Source organism: Bacillus sp. ATD (assembly GCF_050585765.1).
Taxonomy (GTDB): Bacteria; Bacillota; Bacilli; order Bacillales; family Bacillaceae; genus Bacillus; species Bacillus stercoris.
Genome location: NZ_JBOBQH010000008.1, coordinates 106,123 through 122,063, shown reverse-complemented (window position 1 = coordinate 122,063; position 15,941 = coordinate 106,123). Strand labels below are relative to the sequence as shown.

Here is a 15,941-nt window from a genome sequence, read left to right as displayed (position 1 = left end):
TCTGTGCCCTGACTGTTTTTGTTTGCTTATAAAATGCCGACAGCCTCATACGCTTTTTCGACTGAAGCTGATTGCTTCGATCCTTCACCGTATAAATCATTGGCGGCTTCAATCGCCGCTTGCTTCATCATGCTGAAATCTGTAGATGCCGTTACATAATATGTTAAAGCCCGATAGTAAATTTGTTCACATGCTTCACGCCCTATCCCTTCAACCTGCACATTGTGGTGCACGCCTCCTTCTGCCAGAAGGTAAGCTGCTTTATTGTGGATGGACGAATTGATATGGACTCCGCCATAATCCTCTGTTCCTGTGTAGCGGTTCGAGTAATGATCTGGATTTCCCTGCTTAGATGGGTCCTCTAACGACCGCAATGAATCTCCTGCAATATCCGGAGTATAGACATCCTCGCCGATTTCCCAATCATCACGGTCAGCCATTGCGCCCATAATATCGGAAATGGACTCATTTAATGCACCGGGTTCTCCTTGATATAATAGGCCGGCGGAATACTGTGTGACTGCGTGTGTAATTTCATGCGCGACAATGTCGAGCGATCCGGACAGCGGCTTAAATTTTGAACCGTCTCCATCACCGTACACCATCTGGACGCCGTTCCACGCTGCATTGTTCCATTGTTTGCCGACATGCACGGTAGACGTAATCCTTGCTCCGTTTTGATCAAAAGAATCACGGCCAAATGTCTTGCTGTAATAATCGTAAACGGCTTGCGCATTTGCATGCGCGTCTACAGCCGCAGGTTCATTAAATACGGAAGTGCCACTGACTATTTCTTTGCCCGTATATCCGATCAGTTGAGACAAAAGAGTAAACAAGGTTTCGTTCAGGTTCTCCGCGTCAAACGTATTGATCCCTTTTCCCCTTGTTTCGTCGGCCAAATAAAAGCGCCCATCCTGTACTGTGACGTCAAAGCTTTTTTCATCGCCTGACACGCCGATTCCTGTACCTGCCGCTTCATGAATGGCATTAAAAGACTTGATGACCTTTCCGTTTTTGGCATCGATGACATAATGCCAATAGCCAGGCTCAGGTTCAGATGTCGAGAGTCTCACAAGGTAGGCAAGAGCGAATTTCCCGTCGTGTGGATAGATATATAATTCGCCCTTTGGTTCCCCATCAAGATATTTGATTTTCCCAATGGCAGCCTCGAGCTCACGCTGCGCTGTACGTATTGCTTTTTTCTCAGAAATAGACGGTGTGACAGAGACGTCCTTGATTTGCGGGTGCACCTTTCCAAAGAAACTTTTCACTTGTTTGTTATCCTTCATCGCGACCGCTTGTTCAAAGCCGTAAATCGGAATTCCTTTGTAAACCTCCGTTAATTTAAAAAACGTTTGTTTTGTTTTTGGATCCTTTATGGTTTTCGAAATACGAAAATGGCTGTTCGCATTCCCTTTGAGCTTAAAATGCGATTGATGTTTATCAAGATAGGAAAATAACGATTCTTTCTGAGTTGTGTTTTGTACCGGCTTCTGTGATGGCTTTTCGATGATGTATGAAGGGGTTTGATACGTATGGTCGTATTTGATGCTTTGATCAGCTGAGGCATGTGTTACAAAAACCATTTGGGCCGCCGTGCATAAGCCGGCCAGTAATAGAGAAGTCTTAGTCAGATTGCGCAAAACACCACATCCTTCCTATTTTGGAATCTATCATTTTTCTTCATCCTATCAAAAATACAAAAACTTGTATGTGGTGCTTCGTTCTTATTTTCCCAAAAAAAGAAGGGCAGAGATATTTCGCTCTGCCCCTCTTTTTCTACTCTACTAATTTTTTATTGACATAAATTATAACCCCTGCGCCATATGCCAGTATAAGCGGTGGTATGAGCTGCTCCTGGCCTTGAAATGAGATAAAACTATTCAGCAAAATAAACAAACCGGAATTCAGGAAAAAGTAGCCTGCTATTCTGGCCAGCCGATCTTTATCCCGTATGCGCGCCTCGTTAAATCCGGCCAGCATCCAGGTTTGTTTTTTGATCCCGACAAAATAGGCAACCACAAAGAATAAGAGCGCGATGACGATTAATAGATAATTGATGCTGATTTCCATCTTACAGCCTCCTACACATTACTTGATGTTAAGAAAAAGAAAAAAAGCGGCGCAGCTTACTGCAATCAGCAGCAGGACGACAAACGCCTTGAGGAACGGGCTCAAAAGAAGCAGCACTGCTAAAAACAGCAGATAAGCCGCACCGACTCGCGAAATCGTGACAATCTCCTTTTGAGAGCGCATTTTGTTTTTTCTGACGCCGGCAAACATCATCATTTTTTTCCGCTTCCATACATATCCGGCGAGCACCGCTAAATAAACAGCCAGCGGCAGATGTCTGAAATCGGGCGGCAGCAGCGGCAGGGCGATAATCGCGACAATGAGAAGAACCGAAAGCCAGCTTTTGCCCAATAATGACCTCCTCCTATTCATCTCTTTCCCATCACCCATCATCACTTCGGCAAGCTCCTTCGGATGAGAAAATTCAGATTCAATAGCTTCCTGCAGTTCCTCTTCACTAAGGCCGGCTTTGATTCTGTCTTGAACGAAAGCGGTGATATGCCCCTTTAATTCGTCGATAGCGTTTTCTCTCTCTACATCAGGCATATTCGCCAGCTCTGCATTTAGTTCCTCCATGTACCGGTCAATGATATGCTGGGCATTCATAGCAAATCCCCCGATAAAGACAGTAAGGCTTGATGGGTTTCCAAGTATTTTTCCAGCCGTTCTTTTAACATTTCTTCTCCTTTTTGCGTCATTTTGTAATACTTTCTTTTCGGGCCGTCCAGTGAATCTTCCCAAAAAAATTCGATCCATCCCTTCTCGGTCATTCGTTTCAGAATCGGATATATCGCTCCCTCAGAAATAGCGAGCGCCGAGGTGGTTTTTAAGGATGACGTCAGCTCATAACCGTACATCGGTTTAGATCGCAGAAGGGAAAGGATGGCCAGCTCAAAAATCCCTTTTCGAAATTGAACTATCCAGCGGTCATTCACTTGATTCGTTTTCATGGTTTCAATATATCGAAAAAACCACTATATATCAATCATATATAGCAGTGTAAAATGTCCTGTTTTTTCTTTTGACAAAAATGGAATTTCTCATACTTTTTAACCTTTTTATTACATAAATGTTTTTATATTATGAAAAGTGTGAAAACGATTCTTCAGGTTAAAAGGAGCAGTCGAATGCAGAAATCGATATCATTTTTTATCATTTTTTCAGTCCTTTGGGGTTCGATATTTCTGTTTTCTATTATTGGCAGCTTAGGGACAACCCCGATCCCGCTGACAAAGGACTCCAAATTTCTCATGTCCAGCATCCTTCCTCAGGGCTGGGGCTTTTTCAGCAAAAATCCGCGCGATACTTCGATCGGCTTATATGAGGCTGAAGATGCCAGCGCCAAGGTCAGATGGCCCAATATGAGGGCTGATAACCTATTCGGCCTGTATCGGTATGGGCGGTCACAAGGCGTTGAAATGGGCGTGATCTACAGCCAAGTCGGCAAGGAACAGTGGACCGCATGCAAAGAAAAGAACCTCGGCGCATGCAAAAGCAAAGCAAAAACCGTGCAATTAAAAACACCCGCTCCCCGCCCGCTGCTTTGCGGCAGCTACTATTTGACGAAAGAGGATATTGTACCTTGGAGCTATTCTAAATACACCCCTTCGTCTTATCAGGTAAAAAGCATAGTCAAGGTTGTGATCTCATGCTCGAAAACATAAAAAAGACCATCACCAGTTGGGACGATAGAAACCCGTGGACGAATGTATACGGCCTCGCGCGAAGCATCATTGCGCTATCCAGCCTGCTGACGCTGCTCATCAATCACCCGAGCCTCATCATGAAGCCAGCCAGCGGAATCAGCAGTTATCCTGCTTGTAAAATGAATCTCAGTCTCTTTTGCCTCGGCGAAAATAACTATATGATGTTAAATCTTCTCAGATGGGTCTGCATTGCCATTCTGGTGCTTGTTGTCATTGGCTGGCGCCCCAGAATCACCGGGGTTCTGCATTGGTATGTCAGTTACAGCCTGCAGTCATCGCTGATCGTCATCGACGGAGGCGAGCAGGCAGCAGCTGTCATGACCTTTTTATTGCTTCCCATCACGCTGACCGATCCGAGAAAATGGCATTGGAGCACGAGACCTCTAGAGGGCAAAAGAACACTTGGAAAAATAACAGCTTTTATTTCGTATTTTGTGATCAGAATTCAAGTGGCGGTGCTTTATTTTCACTCTACCGTTGCTAAGCTGTCTCAGCAGGAATGGGTGGACGGAACAGCCGTCTATTATTTCGCCCAGGAAAAAACCATCGGCTTCAACGGCTTTTTTCAGGCGTTAACAAAGCCAATTGTAACAAGCCCGTTCGTGGTGATTCCGACATGGGGGACGCTGCTGGTTCAAATCGTCATCTTTGCGGCGCTGTTTGCGCCGAAGAAGCATTGGAGATTTATTTTGATCATCGCTGTTTTTATGCATGAGATTTTTGCAGTCATGCTGGGTCTGATCAGTTTCTCGCTTATCATGGCCGGCATTTTGATATTGTATCTCACACCTATCGATTCCACGATTCACTTTACATATATTCGCAGACTGTTGTGGAATAAAAAACAAAAGAAGGGAGAGGTTTCAGTTTGAAGAAGGCGTTTCTCGTATTTTTGTCGGTTGTATTGGTGACGACTGTGTTTTTGGTGAAACAGCAAGAAAGTGTGGCACAGGCAAAGCAGCTTGAGTATTCAGGTGAGGAAATTTTTAAAGGGTTTGTGTTTGCCCAAGGGGAAGTTGGCAAACAGCTGCCAGAGGTCTTTAATAAAGCGATGACAGACAAACTCAACACAAAACAGGCAAAGGCTTTTGCCAATCAGGTTGTCGCTGATATTAAAAAAGAGGATGCTGACTTTTTTGACAACCTGAAGAAAGCTGTTTACAGCAAAGATGCATTGAAAGTGGATGAACTGCTGAAAAAAGCAGGTCAAATCGTTGAAGAAAAAGTAGAAGCCGCAAAGGAAATCGCCGCTTCCAAGGATGATACATCCAGAGTTCAGGCCGAGCTTGTCAACACTGTTGATACCGCTAACTATTTCTATTATGTTTCTTATGTTGCTGCAGCCGGTGCCCTGATACTGATCATTCTCGCCATCGATATTACGCCGATTGCGATTTCAGACAATGTTGATCGCGAAATGGCAATCAGAACGCTTGTTGATGAATTAAACTAGACATAAAAAACGGCTCGCTCCGCAGTTCTGCTGCAGGCGAGCCGTTTTCATGCTATTTTTTCTCGTATGTCCATCCATCTTCCTGATACACTTTTCCGTTTTTCATTAAATGGCCAAGCGCGCGTTTAAAGGCGGCTTTGCTCATGTTAAAACGTTCTCTGATATCGTCAGGCTCGCTTTTGTCACTGTACGGCATGGCGCCGTTTCTCGTTCTCATGTACGTTAGAATGCACTCGGCATCAACAGACATTGCATCCTGTTTTCTTGGAAGCAGCGACAAGTTGACCGAACCGTCTTCTTTCACTTGAATCACCCGCCCTGTGACTCTTGAACCGAGTCTTGGCTCCTCTTTTCTTTCTGACGGGTGAATAAAACAGCGGATCCCGTCATCCGTAATCACGAATGAACCCGATGCGATCAGCCTGTACACCGTACCTGTCAGCTCTTTATTCATCAGATCTTCTGAAGCGTCGGTAAACAATTCGCTGATGATATCTTCCGGCGCTGGTTTCGCAAACATGCGCCCCCGGTTCGTCACCTTCAGCATACAGTAAAGCTTGTCCCCTTTTTGCGGCCAGACATCTTCGTACGGCGGCAAATGCTCAGTTGCGACTAGCGCGTCCTTCGATAAACCGACATCAACGAAAACGCCCATATCTTCCACTTTATCCACCACTTCAACCCAGCCATATTCATCCGCGCTGATGACCGGAATTTTCATCGTGGCCGCAAGCCTTTCCTGCTGGTCGACGTATATAAAGACTTCTACTTCCTCTCTGTCCTCGATATCCTCAGTCATTTCACTGTTATGTAAGAGAATCGTATCTTCCCCATCGGTTAAAAAGTAACCGAAGTCGGTTTGGTGATCTATACTCAAGGTTAATTGCTGCCCTGGTCTCATGCTATCGTCCTTCCTGTTCCGCTTATTCTCTGCGGATTTTGTTAACATTTTTTCCAATCATCCCAAATTGATTCTTTGTTCTGTTGGAAGTTTCTCTTTATTCTACTATAATCAACACATAAGTTAAATGTTATGGAGGTTTTCATATGGCAAAAGAAAGTTCATTTGATATTGTATCAAAGGTGGAATTGCCTGAAGTGCAAAACGCAATCCAAATTGCACTGAAGGAAATCAGTACAAGATATGACTTTAAAGGAAGCAAAAGCGATATTTCCTTAGATAAAGAGGAGCTGGTCCTCGTTTCCGATGACGAATTCAAATTAAGCCAGCTGAAAGATGTGCTGGTCAGCAAATTGATTAAACGAAATGTACCGACAAAAAACATTGATTACGGCAAGGTGGAAAATGCATCAGGCGGAACGGTACGCCAGCGTGCAAAGCTTGTTCAAGGCATTGATAAGGACAACGCAAAAAAAATCAATACGATCATCAAAAACTCCGGACTGAAAGTAAAATCTCAGGTGCAGGATGATCAAGTGCGCGTCACCGGAAAAAACAAAGATGACCTTCAGCAGATTATTTCAGCTGTGAGTGGAGCAGATCTGCCAATTGACGTTCAATTTATAAATTTCAGATAAATTTTCTGATTCCTATTGATTATTGTCTTTATTTTCGGTAAATTTGGAGAAAGGGAAAAACGCCAAGTATCTTACGGCACTTCCTGACACGAAAATTTCATATCCGTTCTTATCAAGAGAAGCAGAGGGACTGGCCCGACGAAGCTTCAGCAACCGGTGTAATGGCGATCAGCCATGACCAAGGTGCTAAATCCAGCAAGCTCGAACAGCTTGGAAGATAAGAAGAGACAAAATCACTGACAAAGTCTTCTTCTTAAGAGGACTTTTTTTATTTCTCTTTTTTCCTTGCTGATGTGAATAAAGGAGGCAGACAATGGGACTTTTAGAAGATTTGCAAAGACAGGTGTTAATCGGTGACGGCGCCATGGGGACGCTCCTCTACTCCTATGGCATTGACAGGTGTTTTGAGGAGCTCAACATTTCAAAGCCGGAGGAAATTCAGCGCATACATAAAGCGTACGTTGAAGCTGGAGCAAACATTATTCAAACGAATACGTACGGGGCAAACTATATTAAATTATCCAGACACGGTCTTGAGGATGACATCAAAAAAATGAATCAGGAGGCCGTAAAGATCGCGCGGGCTTCAGCAGGTGATGCATACGTGCTTGGAACGATGGGCGGCATACGCACATTTAATAAAAACGCGTACAGCCTTGACGACATTAAGCGCAGCTTCCGCGAGCAGCTGTACCTGCTGCTGCATGAAGAGCCGGATGGCTTGCTGCTAGAAACGTATTATGATTTGGAAGAAGCCCGTGAAGTGCTGAAAATCGCGCGGAAAGAGACTGATCTTCCGATTATGCTCAATGTATCCATGCACGAGCAAGGCGTATTGCAGGACGGAACGCCGCTTTCTGACGCATTGCGCTCGATTGCGGATCTCGGAGCTGATATTGTTGGCATTAACTGCCGCCTCGGCCCTTATCATATGATTGAAGCGCTCAGCGAAGTGCCGATTTTTGATGACGTGTTCTTATCCGTTTATCCAAACAGCAGCCTTCCTTCGCTTGAAGAGGGACGGCTCGTCTATGAAACAGATGACACGTATTTTCAAAACAGCGCGTCAGAATTCCGTAAGCAAGGTGCGCGGATTATTGGCGGCTGCTGCGGCACCACGCCAAATCATATCCGGGCGATGGCAGAAGCGGTTGGCGGGCTGGCTCCGATTACGAAAAAAGAAGTCAAAACCCGGGCGAAAGAATTCATATCAGTTCAGCACGAGCGAACCGAGCCCGGCCTGAATGAGATCGCGGCGAAAAAACGCTCTATTATCGTAGAACTGGATCCGCCGAAAAAACTGAGCTTTGACAAATTTCTATCGGCGGCCGCTGAATTAAAAGAAGCCGGAATCGATGCCTTGACACTCGCCGATAATTCTCTGGCAACCCCGCGGATCAGCAATGTTGCCTGCGGCGCCCTTGTCAAGCAGCAGCTCGATATGCGTTCCCTCGTCCATATTACGTGCCGCGACCGTAACATTATCGGCTTGCAGTCACATTTAATGGGCCTTGATACGTTAGGGCTGAATGACGTGCTTGCTATTACAGGTGACCCTTCTAAAATCGGGGATTTTCCTGGTGCGACGTCTGTGTATGATTTAACATCCTTTGATTTAATCAGGCTGATCAAACAATTCAATGAAGGTCTGTCTCTGTCTGGAAAACCGCTCGGCAAGAAAACAAATTTCTCAGTCGCCGCCGCATTTAACCCTAACGTCCGCCATCTGGATAAAGCGGTAAAACGGCTGGAGAAAAAAATAGATTGCGGCGCAGATTATTTTGTTTCTCAGCCTGTCTATTCCGAGCAGCAGCTTGTCGATATCCATAACGAAACAAAACATCTGAAGACGCCGATCTATATCGGCATCATGCCGCTGACAAGCAGCCGGAATGCCGAATTCATCCACAATGAAATTCCCGGCATTAAGCTGTCTGATACGATTCGCGAAAAAATGGCCCGTGCGGGTGAAGATAAAGAAAAGCAAAAGGCGGAAGGCCTTGCGATTGCACGCTCCCTTCTGGATACGGCGTGCGAGCTGTTTAACGGCATCTACTTGATTACACCTTTCCTCAGATCTGACTTAACCGCCGAGCTGACGTCATATATTCAGCAAAAAGATGAGCAGCGCCAAAATATCTTTTTGCATTAATTCCTAAAAGACTGCCTGATCGAATCGGGCAGTCTTTTTCAACGAGATTCGTGTTACGATATAGAAAAACAATCATGAGGAGGAACATTATGCTCGAAGTCAAAACCATTTCCGCGGAAGATACATATGAAATCCGGCACCGAATTCTGCGTCCCCATCAATCCATCGAACAATGCAAATATGAAGAGGATCATGCAGAAGGCTCCTTTCATCTCGGCGCGTTTTATGATGGAACGCTGATCAGCATCGCTTCTTTTTCCCCGCAAAGTCAGCCTTTATTAACGGAAACCCCTGCGTATCGGCTGAGAGGCATGGCAACGCTCGAAGGATATCGCGATAAGAAAGCTGGAAGCACGCTGATCAAACATGCGGAGCACAAACTAGCGGAGAGCGGCGTTCAGGCGGTATGGTGCAACGCAAGACACCATGTCAAGGGCTACTATGCCAAGCTTGGCTGGAAGGAACTTGGCGAACCATTTGACATTCCCGGCATTGGCAATCATATTGTCATGTACAAAACACTTAGAACAAGCAGGTGATCTTATGGACGTAGTGGATGAACTGATTGAGCTTCATGAAGAACACGTTTCCGGCTTATTGCGGCTTTGCGGGCAAGCCGGGTGGCCGGATTATGGCGAACAAGAGCTGAAACTGCTTGTTCAGCAGGGACGCTTTTTCGGTTATCAAAATGTCAGCGGTGAGATGATTTCCTGCATCGGCTTGTTTTTGTTTGGCCGTCTTGCTTCTATCGGCCTTGTTATCGTTGACAAGGAATATAAACGGCTTGGTCTCGGCAGGCGTATGGTAAACGCCTGTATCGCCCAAACGGATGAAAACACCTCCATCAGGCTTTGCGCCACAAAAGAAGGTTTGCCGCTTTATGAAAAAGCAGGCTTTCATACGGCAGGAACAGTGCGAAAGTACAGCTGTCACAGTTTTCAACCTTATACAAAACAGCTTGACACTAAACTGTCATCCTTTAGAGAACAAGACTTTCAAGACTTAGCGACGGCGGATCTTGCCGCCTTTGGCGGAGATCGATCAAACCTTTTGCAGCAGCTTATTTCCACTTCATGCGAATGTGTCATCGCCAGAAAACCTGACGGACAGTTCATTGGGTACGGACTATCTGTACAAACACCGGCCCATTTGAAATTCGGCCCCATTATCGCTCCATCACCAGACGTTGCTGCACAAATAATCAGCAGGCTGGCGGCCGGAAAACAAGGCCCGATGCGAATCGATATACCGGGTGAACACACGTCTCTGCATGACAGCCTGATAGAAATGGGATTTCATAAAGATGATGAACCTCCGCTTTTGTTCTATCAGAAAAAAGCGCCTATTCAAAATGGACACTTATATGCTTTGATTTCACAGGCTCTCGGCTAGTCCTCTTTTTCCCGAACAGGTATCTTCTGTTCGGTTTTTTTGCTGTCTGATTACTGAATAAACGAAGCCATCAGGGACATTCTAAGCAGAAGAAAAGGAGTGTGCTCTGAGATGGAATCATCAAAACAAAATAACGGAATGACGATTGTAGCAATCGGTTCAATCCCTTTAATATTGACCCTCGGAAACTCGATGCTTATTCCGATTTTGCCAAAAATGAAATCTGAACTTCATTTATCACAATTTCAAGTCAGTCTGGTGATCACAGTATTTTCCTTGATTGCAGCATTTGCGATTCCGATCGTCGGTTATCTCGCAGACCGATTCTCAAGGAAAATCATCATTATTCCCTGCTTAATTTTGTATGGTGCCGGCGGTTTGTTAGCCGGGTTTGCGGCAGGTTTTTTTGACAATGCCTTTCCTTGGGTCATGGCAGGACGAGCGCTTCAGGGAATCGGGGCAGCCGGAACAGGCCCAATTGCCATGGCACTGACGGGAGATCTGTTTAAAGGCGCCCAGGAGAGCAAGGTGCTGGGCCTTGTTGAAGCTTCAAACGGCATGGGGAAAGTGCTTTCACCGATCATTGGCTCGCTTATCGCCCTGCTTGTCTGGTATGGCGCGTTTTTTGCCTTCCCTGTGTTTTGTATCATTTCAATCGTGCTGACTTGGATTTTTATTAAAGAGAAGAAAAAAGAAAAAGAACCGCCACCTATCGGAAAATATGCGAAAGGGCTGTTAAGTGTTTTTAAACATGAAGGCAGATGGCTGTTTACCGCTTATTTAGCCGGTGCGACCTGTTTGTTTACTTTATTCGGCATCCTGTTTTACCTCTCAGATGTTCTTGAAAAAACATACGACACCGACGGCGTGAAAAAAGGCTTGATTTTAGCGATTCCACTTTTGGTTATGTGTGTGACGTCTTATACAACAGGAAGCAAAATCGGGCAAAAGCAATCGTTAATGAAAAAACTGATCGTACTCGGATTGGCGTTCATGACCGTATCTTACGCGGCACTGTCATTCATTGAGAATCTTGTCCTCTTTATCAGTGTTCTCGTGCTGAGCAGTATCGGCTCAGGTCTTGTCCTTCCTTGTGTGAACAGTTTCATTACCGGGGCTGTCGGCAAGGAAAGACGGGGATTTGTCACCTCGCTGTACGGATCTGTACGCTTCTTAGGGGTAGCAATCGGCCCTCCGATTTTCGGCCGCCTGATGCAATGGTCCAGACCCGGCATGTTTTTAAGCATTGCGGGATTGACTCTCGTTGTCGGCATTCTTGTGATGATGTTAATCCATGTGAAGCAAAACAATGAAGAAGCAAAAGAGAAAGAAGACCCTAAAATGGCTGGCAATCGGCTGCAGCCCGCTGAGGAAAGGTAGCACCTAGTTTGAAAATTGTACGAATTGAAACCTTTCCGCTATTGCACCGATTAGAAAAGCCATACGGAGACGCCAACGGGCTTAAACGATATCGGACTTGTTATCTTATCAGGATTATCACCGAAAGCGGGATAGACGGCTGGGGAGAATGTGTTGATTGGCTCCCCGCTCTCCATGTCGGTTTTACGAAACGGATCATCCCGTTTCTTTTAGGAAAACAGGCCGGCAGCCGCCTGTCGTTAGTGCGCACGATTCAGAAATGGCACCAGCGGGCGGCCTCCGCTGTAAGCATGGCGCTGACAGAGATTGCGGCCAAAGCTGCGGATTGTTCAGTTTGCGAATTATGGGGCGGGCGATTCAGAGAAGAGATTCCTGTGTACGCCTCTTTTCAATCGTACTCAGACTCCCCGCAATGGATCAGCCGCTCGGTCTCCAACGTTGAAGCCCAGTTAAAAAAGGGTTTTGAGCAAATCAAAGTCAAAATCGGCGGGACCTCCTTCAAGGAGGATGTCCGGCACATCAATGCGCTGCAGCATACAACCGGCAGTTCCATTACGATGATTCTGGACGCAAATCAAAGCTATGATGCCGCGGCGGCGTTTAAATGGGAGCGCTATTTCTCCGAATGGGAGAACATTGGCTGGCTTGAGGAGCCTTTGCCCTTTGATCAGCCGCAGGATTACGCTTTGCTTCGCAGCCGTTTATCTATTCCTGTTGCCGGTGGAGAAAACATGAAAGGCGCGGCGCAATTTGCGCCTCTCCTTTCACAGCGCTGTTTGGACATCATTCAGCCCGATGTCATGCATGTCAACGGAATCGATGAGTTTCGGGACTGCCTCCAGCTCGCCCGTTATTTTGGCGTCAGAGCATCCGCCCATGCATATGATGGATCACTTTCACGGCTCTATGCTTTATTTGCACAAGCCTGCCTGCCCCCATGGTCTAAAATGAAGAACGATCAAATTGAACCGATCGAGTGGGACGTCATGGAGAATCCTTTTACAGATCTCGTCAGCCTGCAGCCTTCAAAAGGAATGGTCCACATCCCGAAAGGAAAAGGCATTGGAACAGAGATCAATATGGAAATCATCAATCGCTGCAAGTGGGATGGCTCAGCCTATTAGCTGGGCCATTTCTTCATTTTGAGACATAAATCATGGACAGCCTCATAAAATGGAAACAGCGGACAAGTCTTTTCATAAAGGAGCAAATGACTTAATGGCTGAACTGCTGATGAAAGCAAAACTCACGTTTATGATTGTCGTAGGCGGCGTACTACAGGGACTCGGCATGTCCTTGTTTTTATTTCCGCATGATATTCCGACAGGCGGTGCAGCAGGTATTGCGGTGCTATTGCATTATCTGTTTCAAATTCCCCACGGCTTTTCAGTATGGGCTGTGAATGTATCAATGCTTTTTACTGCTTTAAAGTGGCTGGAGATGAGGACATTTACCGGCACCCTCGCTTCTATCACCGTCACCTCTGTCTCGGTATTGATCTTTGATGCGGTTTTTCCGGATATCACATCAAACCTGTGGCTTGATCTGGCAAGCGGCGCAGTGCTATTGGGGCTCGGCATCGGACTTTTATACAAATATAAAATTTCGAACGGAGGATTCGGAGCCCTTGCTCTAATGATTTCTATCTACCGCGGCGGAAATCCCGGAACGATTCTGCTCATCATGAATTGCATCATTTTTATGGTCACCGCGTCTATTATTGACTGGGGCATCGTCATTCAAGCCCTCATATGCCAGGTGATATCGACAAGAGTCATCGACTTCATCTACAACATCCGCCTGACCTCGCTCCCCTATCTCACGCCTATGTACCGCCATAAAAAATAATAGGCAGAGGCTCTCTTCACGACGAGAGCCCCACAGCCGCTGTTTTACAGAAAAAAGGTATCGGATCTTAGCCCTAAACGCAGCGTCTCCAACGCGATGGCATCATGAAATGGAATATTGGCCAGATTCACATTCGGCCCGATTTTTTGAATAAACCCTTGCTGAAGCGTTTTGTTAGGCGCTTCAAAAATCAGCCTGTTGATATCAATATCCGAGGAAATGATGTCGTCAACAATTTGAAACCTGACATCGCCGCTACTGGAACAGATCCCTCCCGTCCCGCTTTCTCTGGCTTCTGTAATCACTTTTTCCGCGCCCGCTTCCATATCCTCAACGATATATTCAAGCCATTCCTCAGAGCTCTGCCGGCTTGCTAAATCCGCATCCTTGCTGCCCACCTCACTGAGCACAAGAAATTCATCAGAAAAATCGGCAATGTAAGCCGCTTTCTCTTTATTTGTCATCGGGAGCGTACCGTTTGAAATCTCAATATATTCACAGCCGAAATAGGTGCAGTACCGATGAAATTCATTTACTTTTTTCTGGCTTACGTACTTTTCGAACAGTGTGCCGCCAAAGAAAAATGAAATGTCATGCTCTTTTAGCGTGCTGATTTTTTCTTCAAGATCTTTCGTAAGTAATGATGTGCCCCAGCCGAATTTCACAAAATCAATATAGTCGGACGCTCCAGCTATCGCATCTTTGAAAAATTGCAAGGGATAGCCGTTATCAATTAAAATGGACTGCCCGGTTTCTCTCGGCTTATTTGTTCTCACTGGCAATTCTAGTGAAAAATCATTCATATTATGACCCTCTCTATCGTTGGAACTTCTCCATCTTGTTTCACTTGCATCACAAAATCGCCCGTCAGTTCTTTTGCACAGTAAGCGATGTCCTCCGAATCAAATAATGGCTGGCGGCGGTCAAAAAATTTCTCTGCAACAGAAGAGCCTTTTATTCTTTGAATCGCCTCCTCAGCCGTTACCGCATTTGTCCCTTCAATGATGCCTTTGATATACTCCGCACACGCCATATCGTCATCACCGGATGGATGGGAAGCCACAATGTTCATGACACAATCGTTTGCGGCGAGCTTTTTTACATGCTGTGCCGTTGTTTTGGCATTGGAAAATCCAGTTACGAACAGATGCTTTGCATTCAGCGCCCCCAACGCCGCTGTGACGCCATTAGTTGTTTTCTGGATCAGACGCTTATCCGCCATATCCTGCTCAGCCATGCGCTTAGGAGAATTATCTAAATCAAATCCGCTGATACCGACCCCCTTTTCCTCTCCCGTCAATACATAATCCGGATAGGTGTCTTTCAGCGCAAAGGCTTCATCAGCCGTCCGGACCAACAAAATCTCTTTCGCCCCGCCGATAAACGCATAATGGGCGACCGTAAAGGCTCTGATGACATCAATGACGATGTTAATATCCGCCGGGGCAAGCGAATGATGATGCCCCTGATAAATGGAAATCGGCATAATACCTCTCCTTGGGCATAAAACCATTTTGCTTAAAAGCATATTCAGCCGGGCTCTTAATGGTTCCGCTCCTCATTTTAGGCGGGCGCGGCACCTAAAAACCCTGAACCTTTATGCAAAAAATGAATAGTCTGCCTATAACTCGATCAATAGATAAAAAAGCAGATGCAAACGGGGGGAAAACGTTGAACGAAACCATCACATATGACACTTGGAACGACGTGCTGTCCAAACAAATAACGGATCAATTGATCGATGAGCTCGATGTGTTGAAATGGGCTTACCGAACGTACGGAGAAAAGATCGTGTACGCCTGCAGCTTTGGCGCAGAAGGGATGGTGCTTCTCGACTTAATATCAAAAATCAACAAAAACGCACACATCATCTTTTTGGATACAGGGCTTCATTTTCAAGAAACATATGAGCTGATCGAGGCTGTCAAAGAGCGATATCCGGGATTTACAATCCAGCTGCTCGAGCCCGAGCTGAGCCTGGCAGAACAGGAGACGAAGTACGGCGGAGAGCTGTGGAAGCATAACCCGAACCTCTGCTGCCAATTGCGGAAAATCGAACCGCTCAAAAAGCACCTGTCCGGCATGACAGCTTGGATTTCAGGGCTGCGCCGGGAGCAGTCGCCAACGAGAAAGCATATTCAATACGTAAACCTGGACCAGAAGTTTAAGCTCATCAAAATTTGCCCGCTCATCCACTGGACATGGGATGACGTTTGGACGTACATCCGCCTGCACAATTTGCCTTACAACAAACTGCACGATCAACATTATCCGAGCATAGGCTGTGAAATGTGTACATTGCCTTCCTCGGACCCGAACGATGAGAGGGCTGGAAGATGGGCCGGACGGGAGAAAACAGAATGCGGCCTGCATCAGGAATAGCGGATGGCAGGTTCTT

At 46.0% G+C, this 15,941-nt stretch carries 18 protein-coding genes and 1 riboswitch; of the genes, 11 read left to right on the top strand and 7 right to left on the bottom strand.

From position 1 onward, the window contains the following. Positions 1 to 26: 26 nt before the first annotated feature. The 4 genes from nprB to ACQXR1_RS17100 all read right to left on the bottom strand — a co-directional run bounded on the left by nprB (position 27) and on the right by ACQXR1_RS17100 (position 3,023). Positions 27 to 1,643, bottom strand: coding sequence for a neutral protease NprB (gene nprB / locus ACQXR1_RS17115; RefSeq protein WP_430772556.1), 1,617 nt, complete (start codon positions 1,641 to 1,643; stop codon positions 27 to 29). Positions 1,644 to 1,779: 136 nt separating this feature from the next. After that, positions 1,780 to 2,073: a DUF3784 domain-containing protein gene (locus ACQXR1_RS17110; RefSeq protein WP_003233021.1), complete on the bottom strand. Its 294-nt coding sequence runs from the start codon at positions 2,071 to 2,073 to the stop codon at positions 1,780 to 1,782. Between the two features lie 18 nt (positions 2,074 to 2,091). Beyond that, the gene (locus ACQXR1_RS17105; RefSeq protein ID WP_430772555.1) at positions 2,092 to 2,679 is read right to left on the bottom strand and encodes an HAAS signaling domain-containing protein; all 588 of its coding nucleotides are present in this window, start codon (positions 2,677 to 2,679) and stop codon (positions 2,092 to 2,094) included. Beyond that, entirely contained in the window at positions 2,676 to 3,023 is a 348-nt protein-coding gene (locus ACQXR1_RS17100) for a PadR family transcriptional regulator (RefSeq protein ID WP_003245674.1), read from the bottom strand. The genes ACQXR1_RS17105 and ACQXR1_RS17100 overlap by 4 nt, the downstream gene beginning before the upstream one ends. A 177-nt stretch (positions 3,024 to 3,200) precedes the next feature. On the opposite strand from ACQXR1_RS17100, the gene ACQXR1_RS17095 reads away from it, so the two are divergent. The 3 genes from ACQXR1_RS17095 to ACQXR1_RS17085 are packed head-to-tail and all read left to right on the top strand — an operon-like array spanning position 3,201 to position 5,232. Beyond that, a complete protein-coding gene (locus ACQXR1_RS17095; RefSeq protein WP_040083475.1) occupies positions 3,201 to 3,737 on the top strand; it encodes an SdpA family antimicrobial peptide system protein in 537 nt (178 codons plus the stop codon). Continuing rightward, complete coding sequence (locus ACQXR1_RS17090; RefSeq protein WP_040083476.1) at positions 3,722 to 4,651, top strand: sporulation-delaying protein SdpB family protein; 930 nt, start codon at positions 3,722 to 3,724, stop codon at positions 4,649 to 4,651. The genes ACQXR1_RS17095 and ACQXR1_RS17090 overlap by 16 nt, the downstream gene beginning before the upstream one ends. Then, entirely contained in the window at positions 4,648 to 5,232 is a 585-nt protein-coding gene (locus tag ACQXR1_RS17085; RefSeq protein WP_003244950.1) for a sporulation delaying protein family toxin, read from the top strand. Before ACQXR1_RS17090 ends, ACQXR1_RS17085 begins: the two co-directional genes overlap by 4 nt. 52 nt (positions 5,233 to 5,284) lie before the next feature. On the opposite strand, the gene ACQXR1_RS17080 is transcribed toward ACQXR1_RS17085, so the two are convergent. After that, entirely contained in the window at positions 5,285 to 6,181 is an 897-nt protein-coding gene (locus tag ACQXR1_RS17080) for a CvfB family protein (protein WP_430772554.1), read from the bottom strand. 98 nt (positions 6,182 to 6,279) lie between these two features. Between ACQXR1_RS17080 and ACQXR1_RS17075 the strand changes: the two genes are divergently transcribed. From ACQXR1_RS17075 to ACQXR1_RS17045, 7 genes are all read left to right on the top strand, one after another. After that, a complete protein-coding gene (locus tag ACQXR1_RS17075) occupies positions 6,280 to 6,771 on the top strand; it encodes a YajQ family cyclic di-GMP-binding protein (protein WP_014663495.1) in 492 nt (163 codons plus the stop codon). Positions 6,772 to 6,877: 106 nt separating this feature from the next. After that, a riboswitch (SAM riboswitch) is annotated at positions 6,878 to 6,995 on the top strand. 89 nt (positions 6,996 to 7,084) lie between these two features. Then, complete coding sequence (locus ACQXR1_RS17070; RefSeq protein WP_430772553.1) at positions 7,085 to 8,923, top strand: bifunctional homocysteine S-methyltransferase/methylenetetrahydrofolate reductase; 1,839 nt, start codon at positions 7,085 to 7,087, stop codon at positions 8,921 to 8,923. Between the two features lie 89 nt (positions 8,924 to 9,012). After that, positions 9,013 to 9,462 (top strand): GNAT family N-acetyltransferase, encoded by a 450-nt coding sequence (locus ACQXR1_RS17065; RefSeq protein WP_430772552.1) that lies wholly within the window; start codon positions 9,013 to 9,015, stop codon positions 9,460 to 9,462. Between the two features lie 4 nt (positions 9,463 to 9,466). After that, the gene (locus ACQXR1_RS17060) at positions 9,467 to 10,315 is read left to right on the top strand and encodes a GNAT family N-acetyltransferase (RefSeq protein WP_430772551.1); all 849 of its coding nucleotides are present in this window, start codon (positions 9,467 to 9,469) and stop codon (positions 10,313 to 10,315) included. A 111-nt stretch (positions 10,316 to 10,426) separates the two neighbouring features. Then, on the top strand, positions 10,427 to 11,695 hold the full coding sequence (locus tag ACQXR1_RS17055) for an MFS transporter (protein ID WP_181216965.1): 1,269 nt from the start codon (positions 10,427 to 10,429) through the stop codon (positions 11,693 to 11,695). Between the two features lie 8 nt (positions 11,696 to 11,703). Continuing rightward, positions 11,704 to 12,819, top strand: a complete 1,116-nt coding sequence (locus tag ACQXR1_RS17050) for a mandelate racemase/muconate lactonizing enzyme family protein (protein ID WP_430772550.1) — start codon at positions 11,704 to 11,706, stop codon at positions 12,817 to 12,819. A gap of 94 nt (positions 12,820 to 12,913) precedes the next feature. Next, the gene (locus ACQXR1_RS17045; RefSeq protein ID WP_009966972.1) at positions 12,914 to 13,543 is read left to right on the top strand and encodes a YitT family protein; all 630 of its coding nucleotides are present in this window, start codon (positions 12,914 to 12,916) and stop codon (positions 13,541 to 13,543) included. A gap of 44 nt (positions 13,544 to 13,587) precedes the next feature. Here the strand turns inward: ACQXR1_RS17045 and ACQXR1_RS17040 are convergent, their stop codons facing one another. Next, complete coding sequence (locus ACQXR1_RS17040) at positions 13,588 to 14,346, bottom strand: phosphosulfolactate synthase (RefSeq protein ID WP_071582240.1); 759 nt, start codon at positions 14,344 to 14,346, stop codon at positions 13,588 to 13,590. After that, on the bottom strand, positions 14,343 to 15,029 hold the full coding sequence (locus ACQXR1_RS17035) for a 2-phosphosulfolactate phosphatase (protein WP_430772549.1): 687 nt from the start codon (positions 15,027 to 15,029) through the stop codon (positions 14,343 to 14,345). The genes ACQXR1_RS17040 and ACQXR1_RS17035 overlap by 4 nt, the downstream gene beginning before the upstream one ends. Before the next feature lie 185 nt (positions 15,030 to 15,214). On the opposite strand from ACQXR1_RS17035, the gene ACQXR1_RS17030 reads away from it, so the two are divergent. Beyond that, complete coding sequence (locus ACQXR1_RS17030) at positions 15,215 to 15,925, top strand: phosphoadenylyl-sulfate reductase (RefSeq protein ID WP_430772548.1); 711 nt, start codon at positions 15,215 to 15,217, stop codon at positions 15,923 to 15,925. Positions 15,926 to 15,941: the final 16 nt, after the last annotated feature.